Source organism: Kitasatospora sp. NPDC097691, assembly GCF_040302665.1.
Lineage (GTDB): Bacteria > Actinomycetota > Actinomycetes > Streptomycetales > Streptomycetaceae > Kitasatospora.
The window spans coordinates 23,341-29,665 of record NZ_JBEORY010000088.1 but is presented as its reverse complement, the minus strand read 5'-3'; the positions used below and the strand labels follow the sequence as shown (position 1 = coordinate 29,665).

6 protein-coding genes are annotated in these 6,325 nt (G+C 74.5%); 3 read left to right on the top strand and 3 right to left on the bottom strand.

The features are described 5' to 3' along the window. Together ABTY56_RS36625 and ABTY56_RS36620 are read left to right on the top strand one after the other, a co-directional pair. On the top strand, positions 1-1,214 hold a 1,214-nt coding region (locus ABTY56_RS36625; RefSeq protein ID WP_350633970.1), incomplete at its 5' end, for an SDR family NAD(P)-dependent oxidoreductase. Between the two features lie 21 nt (positions 1,215-1,235). Then, the gene (locus ABTY56_RS36620) at positions 1,236-1,709 is read left to right on the top strand and encodes a nucleotide triphosphate diphosphatase NUDT15 (protein WP_350633968.1); all 474 of its coding nucleotides are present in this window, start codon (positions 1,236-1,238) and stop codon (positions 1,707-1,709) included. Positions 1,710-1,772: 63 nt separating this feature from the next. On the opposite strand, the gene ABTY56_RS36615 is transcribed toward ABTY56_RS36620, so the two are convergent. The 3 genes from ABTY56_RS36615 to ABTY56_RS36605 are packed head-to-tail and all read right to left on the bottom strand — an operon-like array spanning position 1,773 to position 5,211. After that, complete coding sequence (locus ABTY56_RS36615) at positions 1,773-4,007, bottom strand: FtsX-like permease family protein (RefSeq protein ID WP_350633966.1); 2,235 nt, start codon at positions 4,005-4,007, stop codon at positions 1,773-1,775. After that, the gene (locus ABTY56_RS36610) at positions 4,004-4,690 is read right to left on the bottom strand and encodes an ABC transporter ATP-binding protein (RefSeq protein WP_350633964.1); all 687 of its coding nucleotides are present in this window, start codon (positions 4,688-4,690) and stop codon (positions 4,004-4,006) included. The genes ABTY56_RS36615 and ABTY56_RS36610 overlap by 4 nt, the downstream gene beginning before the upstream one ends. Beyond that, positions 4,687-5,211, bottom strand: a complete 525-nt coding sequence (locus ABTY56_RS36605) for a PadR family transcriptional regulator (RefSeq protein ID WP_350633962.1) — start codon at positions 5,209-5,211, stop codon at positions 4,687-4,689. Before ABTY56_RS36605 ends, ABTY56_RS36610 begins: the two co-directional genes overlap by 4 nt. A gap of 434 nt (positions 5,212-5,645) precedes the next feature. Here ABTY56_RS36605 and ABTY56_RS36600 point away from each other — a divergent pair, with 434 nt between their 5' ends. Further along, positions 5,646-6,302, top strand: a complete 657-nt coding sequence (locus tag ABTY56_RS36600) for an Rv1733c family protein (RefSeq protein ID WP_350633960.1) — start codon at positions 5,646-5,648, stop codon at positions 6,300-6,302. The last annotated feature ends 23 nt before the right edge of the window (positions 6,303-6,325 follow it).

Sequence of the window (6,325 nt, the reverse complement as noted above, 5' to 3'; positions counted from 1 at the left end):
AGACGGCCGGCGCCTTCGGCCTGACCACCGTCACCACCACCGAGATCGCCGGGATCCTGGAGCGTCCGCGCTCCTGCTACACCTGCAAGCAGCGGTACGTCGAGGTCGACGCCTTCTACCACAACCTCTGCCAGCGGTGCGCGGTGCTCAACCGCTCCCGCCGCGACGCCCGCGCCGACCTCACCGGCAAGCGCGCGCTGCTCACCGGCGGCCGGGCCAAGATCGGCATGTACATCGCGCTGATGCTGCTGCGCGACGGCGCCCACACCACCATCACCACCCGCTTCCCCAACGACGCGATCCGCCGCTTCACGGCGATGCCGGACAGCGCCGAGTGGATCCACCGCCTCAAGATCATCGGCATCGACCTGCGCGACCCGGCCCAGGTGATGGCCCTCGCCGACGAGGTCGCCGCCGACGGCCCGCTGGACATCCTGATCAACAACGCCGCGCAGACCGTGCGCCGCCCGCCGGAGTCCTACCGCGAGCTGCTCAACGCCGAGTCCGCCCCGCTGCCGGCCGGCGAGCTGCCGCAGGCCACCACCATCGGCCGCTTCGGCAGCGGCAGCGTCGACCTGCCCGCGCTCCCCCACCAGGCGAGCGGCGACGAGCAGCGGCTGGCCGCCGAGGACGTCACCTCGCTCGCCCTGGTCACCGGCTCCGCCACCCCCGCCCGGATCGCGGCCGGCACCGCGATCGACGCCGGTGGGCTGGTGCCCGACCTCGCGGACACCAACAGCTGGGTGCAGACCGTCTCGGAGGTCGGCCCGATCGAGCTGCTGGAGGTGCAACTCTGCAACTCCACCGCGCCGTTCATCCTGATCAGCCGCCTGCGCCCGGCGATGGCCGCGTCCGCCTCCCGCCGCAAGTACGTGGTCAACGTCTCCGCGATGGAGGGCGTGTTCTCCCGCGGCTACAAGGGCGCCGGCCACCCGCACACCAACATGGCCAAGGCCGCGCTCAACATGCTCACCCGCACCAGCGCGGACGAGATGTTCCAGAACGACGGCATCCTGATGACCGCCGTCGACACCGGCTGGATCACCGACGAGCGGCCGCACCCGGACAAGATGCGCCTCGCCGACGAGGGCTTCCACGCCCCGCTCGACCTGGTCGACGGCGCGGCCCGGGTGTACGACCCGATCGTGCGCGGCGAGCAGGGCGAGGACCTGTACGGCTGCTTCCTCAAGGACTACGAGCGCGCCAACTGGTAACCATCCGAAGGAGAGCCCGAGTTGACCACCGCACCGCAGGCCGGGACGACCGCACCGCTGCTCGGCGCCGGGATCATCGTGCCCACCGGGGACGGCCGGGTGCTGATCGGCCGGCGCACCACCGCCGGTGAGCCGCCCACCTGGAGCCTGCCGGGCGGCAAGGTCGACCTCGGCGAGTCCTTCGAACAGACCGCGGCCCGCGAACTCGCCGAGGAGACCGGCATCGTGCTGCCGGCCGCCGGCATGCGGGTGCTCGCCGTGCACCTCGACCACGAGCTCGGCCGGCCTCGGCTGACCGCCGCCGTCCTCGCCCCGCCCAGCCTGGCCGACGCGGTGGTCACCGAGCCGCACGCCTGCGCCGGCTGGGAACGCTTCGCGGTGGACGAGCTGCCGGAGCCGATGTTCTACCCGTCCGCGCTGGTCCTCGGCAGCTGGCTGCCCGGCCTGGACGGCGTGCGGCGGGACGGGACGCACGGCTACCCCGTCGTCCGCTGAGCGCGGGCGACGGGGCGGTCCGGGTCGGGGGTCACGGATGGCCGACCGACCCGGACCCCCGGCTCAGCCGTTGCGGGCCGCCTCCGGCCCGGTGATCCGCCGCAGCAGCGGCAGGGTCGAGGCGATGATCCCGAGCGAGGCGGCCAGGCCGAAGCCGGTCAGCCCGTAGTAGAGCGCGTCCGGCGACACCAGGGCGTAGCCCATCTGGGACTTGAGGAACATCGCCGCCGCGGCGAAGCCCGTCCCGACCGCGAGCGCCGAGACCACCAGCAGCGGCAGCGCACTCTCCAGCCCGACCACCCGGCGGAGCAGCCGCAGCGGTGCACCGGTGAGCCGCAGCATCGCGAACGGCCTCCTGCGGTCGGACAGTCCGGCGACCACGCTCACCGCGAGGCTGCACCCGGCGATCGGCAGGGTGGTCAGCAGCACCACGTTCGCCAGCTGCCTCCAGCTCTGGAGCCGCTTCTGCCCTTCGGAGGACCAGTCCTCGGCCATCCTCGTCACGTACGCCGGGAACTCCTCGGCGAACAGGGTCCGCAGCTGCTCCTTGGCCGCCGGCGAGTCGTCGGTGGTCGCGTAGACGATGAAGACCGGGAGCCCGGCGACCTCCTCGGCGGGGACCGGCGCCGCCGGCCACTCCTTCTCCGGGTGCGCCTGAAGGTCCAGGACGCCGTTCCGGTCGACCGCCGCGACCTCGGCCCCGGGCGCGCAGTGGCCGATGACGGGGATCTGCGCCAGTTCCGAGCAGCGGACCAGGACGGGCACGATCCGCTCCCGGCCGTACTGCGACGCACCGATCCCGGCCGGGTTGTCGTGCAGCAGCGCCATCCCCTCGAAGCCGGTGACGGCGCGGGCCCGCGCCATCACCCCGTCGGGCACCGAGGGGAGCAGCGCCGCCCGCTCCGGGCCGAGCAGGGGGGTGGCCACGACCGCCTTGCGGACCTCGGGAGCGCCGTCGAGTGCGCCCCGATTCGCGTTGATGGTGGTCATGATGCCCAGCGTCGCGGTGGTGACGAACAGGGCGAGCACCAGGCCGGCGACCGAACGGAAGCCGGCCCGCGGGTCGTCCCCCAGACGACGCATGGCGATCAGCGCGGCCGGCCGGCCGGTCCGCCGGGCGACCGCCCGGGCGGTCACCATGGTGAGCCAGGGACCGGCGATCACCAGGCCGAGCATCACCAGGACGAAGCCGGTCAGGTAGGCCGCCGCCTGCGCGTTCGTGGTCGCCGGGTGGTGGGCGACGAAGAATCCGAGCTCGCCCAGTCCGGCCACGAGCGGTGCCGCTCGCCAGGGGCTCGGCGGCTTCGGGGTGATCCGACGGGCGACCCCGAGCGGTGAGACGGCGACCCTGCGCAGCGCGAACCGGGCGGCGAGCGCAGCTGCCAGCGGCACGCCCAGCACCACCCCGGCGGCCTGCGGCAGGCTCAGGACGAGGTCCCCCGGGAAGAAGCGGTCGCCGGTGAACGGCACGTCGGCCACCAGGGGTTTCAGCGCGGCGTACAGGCCGAAGCCGAAGGCCGTGCCGAGCACGGCGGCCACCGTCGACTCCACCGCCGAGACCACCGACACCTGGCCCGGCGTCGCACCCACCAGGCGCATCGCGGCGTAGCGCTGCTCGCGGGTGGCGGCGGACAGCCGGGTCGCGATGCCGATGAAGACCAGCACCGGGAAGATCAGCGCGGCGGCCACCACGGTGAGCACCAGGACCAGCGCGTCCCCGTGCACGCCCGCGCCGTAGCAGCCGTGCTCACAGTCGGCCGGCAGCGCGGTGGCGATGCCGGTGACGGTGGTGGCCCCCGGCAGCGCCCGGACCTCGTCGACGGTGCGGCCGATCACCACCGCGAGCGTGTCCGGGGAGGGGAGTGCCTCCGCGCCGAGGGTGCCGACCTGACGCCCCGGAAAGCGGTCGGCAAGCTCGACGGCAGGGGTCTCGCGCAGCAGCTTCGCCAGCGCCGGGGAGGCGTAGTACTCGCCGGGCGCGGGAAGCCGGCTGAGGCCCGGCAGCACCGGTGCCTGGGGACCGGTCGCGGCGAGGTCGGCCCGGAACACCCCCTTCCCCCGGTAGTAGTCCATCCGCGCGCCCCACCGGAGCGGGTCCGCCGAGGTGGCCGCGGTCTCTCCCGTGGCACCGGTGTTCATCCAGCCCTGCCGGGCGTTGGCGCGGTCGATCGCGTTGATGCCGGAGAGGACCGACAGCAGCAGCCCGACCCCGATCGCGACCGCCGCCGCGGTCATCAGCAGCCGGGCCACCGCCTCCCGGCCCCCGCTGACGGCCAGCCGGAGCGAGAAGCCGATCACGAGGCCACCGGTCCGGCGGAGAGGGTGCGGGCCCGGCCGTCGCGCACGATCGCCTCGCGGTCGGCGTAGGCGGCGACCCGGGGCTCATGGGTGACCAGGATGACGGTGGTGCCCTGCTCCCTGGCCGAGGCGACCATCAGCTCCATCACCTGCTCGCCGGTCAGCGAGTCCAGCGCGCCGGTCGGCTCGTCGGCGAACAGCACCCTCGGACGGGCCACCAGACCGCGGGCCAGGGCGACCCGCTGCGCCTGACCGCCCGACAGCTCACCGGAGCGGCGGCGCTCCATGCCGTCCAGGCCGAGCCGGGCGAACCAGGGCCGGGCCTCGGCCAGCGCGGCGGCACGGCGCACCCCGTTCAGCAGCAGCGGCAGGGCGACGTTCTCCTCGGCCGTCAACTCGGGCACCAGCTGGCCGAACTGGAACACGAAGCCGAAGGTGTCCCGGCGCAGGGCGCTGCGCCGGGCCTCGGACATGGTGTCGAGTCGCCGCCCGTCGAACAGCACCTCGCCCGCGTCGGGCACCAGGATGCCGGCCAGGCAGTGGAGTAACGTCGACTTGCCCGAACCGCTGGGGCCCATGATCGCCAGCACCTCCCCGGCCTCCACCGACAGGCTCGCCCCGCGCAGCGCGGGCGTCTCGCCGAAGGCCAGGGCGACGTCACGGGCCTCGATCACGGCGGTCATGCGCGCACCTCCGCGGCGAGCGCGTCCAGGCGGGCGACCGTGAGGTCGATCCAGCGCAGGTCGGCCTCCAGGTGGAACAGGCCGTGGTCGGCCAGCAGGGCGTCCACCAGGGCGCCGGTGCGGCGCAGTTCGGTGAGTTCGCGCATCCGGCGCAGGTGGGCGGCGCGCTGGGTGTCCAGGTACTGCTCGGCGTCGCGGCCCAGCATCAGGGCCAGCACCACCTTGCTGAACAGCACGGACTGCAGGTTGGGTTCGGGCGCCACCGGCTCCTGGAGCCAGGTCTCGAACTCCGTCGCCCCCGCGTCGGTGATGACGTACCGCTTGCGCTCGGGCCCGTCGCCGGGCTCCGCCTCGCCCGCCACCACCTTGCCGTCGCGGGCCAGTCGGCCGAGGGTCGCGTAGACCTGGCCGTACGGAAGGGGCTTGCCGCGGCCGAAGAGGGCGTCGTAGTCGCGCTTGAGGTCGTAGCCGTGGCTCGGCTCCCGCTCCAGCAGCCCCAGAAGGGTCAAAGGAACACTCATGGGGGAACCATACGCCCGACGTATACTCCGAGTGTATAGCTGGCGAGAATACGGCCCTGAGCTGGAGAAACACCGGATCCGGAGGCGATATCGCGCACGGAAAGCAGGGGGTGGCCGCGCGACCACCCCCTGCCCCGTACCTCGGCCCGGCACCCCCACGGTCGAACCGGGCCACGGCCGCGCCCAGGCACGGGGGGCGCCGCCGGTACCCAGCCTGCCCGGCCGGGGCCACCGCTGCCGAGGGCCGAACGTCCCGGCTGCGGGGCCGAGCGGCACTGGCGGGACGCAGGGACGGGACGAACGTCGGGAGTGGCGGTACGGCTCACGGCCCCGGCGGTACTACGAGCGCGCACGACTCTTGTGCACGGGGGCCCGTCGGGTGGAAATTGGTGGCGAACCGCCGTACTCCCCCGCGCCCCTGAGGAGCCGTCAACGTGTCCAGCACACCCCGCCCGGCCAGGCCTGCGTCGCTCCCGCGGCGAACCGGCCGTCAGCTGCGGCGGGCCCTCGGTGCCCGGCACGAACCGCTCGCCCGCGCGCTCGACCGCTCCCGCGCCCGGGCCTGGCTGCTCGCCGCACTGGGCGCGGTGCTCACCCTCGCCCTCTCCACCGTCGGCGCGCTGCTGCTGTACCGCGGCACCGCGCCCCAGGCCGCCACCGAGCGTGCGCGGCTGCACCAAGTCGACGCCGTGGTCCGCAACACCCCGGACCACACCGCCCCCGGCGGCGGCCGGTTCGCCGGGGGCTACAGCAGCCGGATCGACGTCGAGGCCACCTGGACCGCCCCCGACGGCACCCCGCGCTCCGGCACCGTCCAGGCCCCGCGCACGACCGCCACCGGCAGCAGCGTGCCGATCTGGATCGACGCGGCCGGCAACGCCTCCCCTCCCCCGGTCGACCACGCCGCCCTCGCCGTCTCCGCCGCCTGCACCGGCAGCGGCGCCCTCCTCACCCTGCTCGCCCTCGTCGTCCTCGCCCTCCGCCTGCGCCTCCACGCCCTCGACCGCCGCGCCGAGACCGCCTGGACGGACGGTTGGGCCCGGCTCGAACCGCTCTGGAGCGGCCGCGCGGGGCAGCGCTCCGAGGACTGAGCCGCCCGGCTCGACGGGGCGGC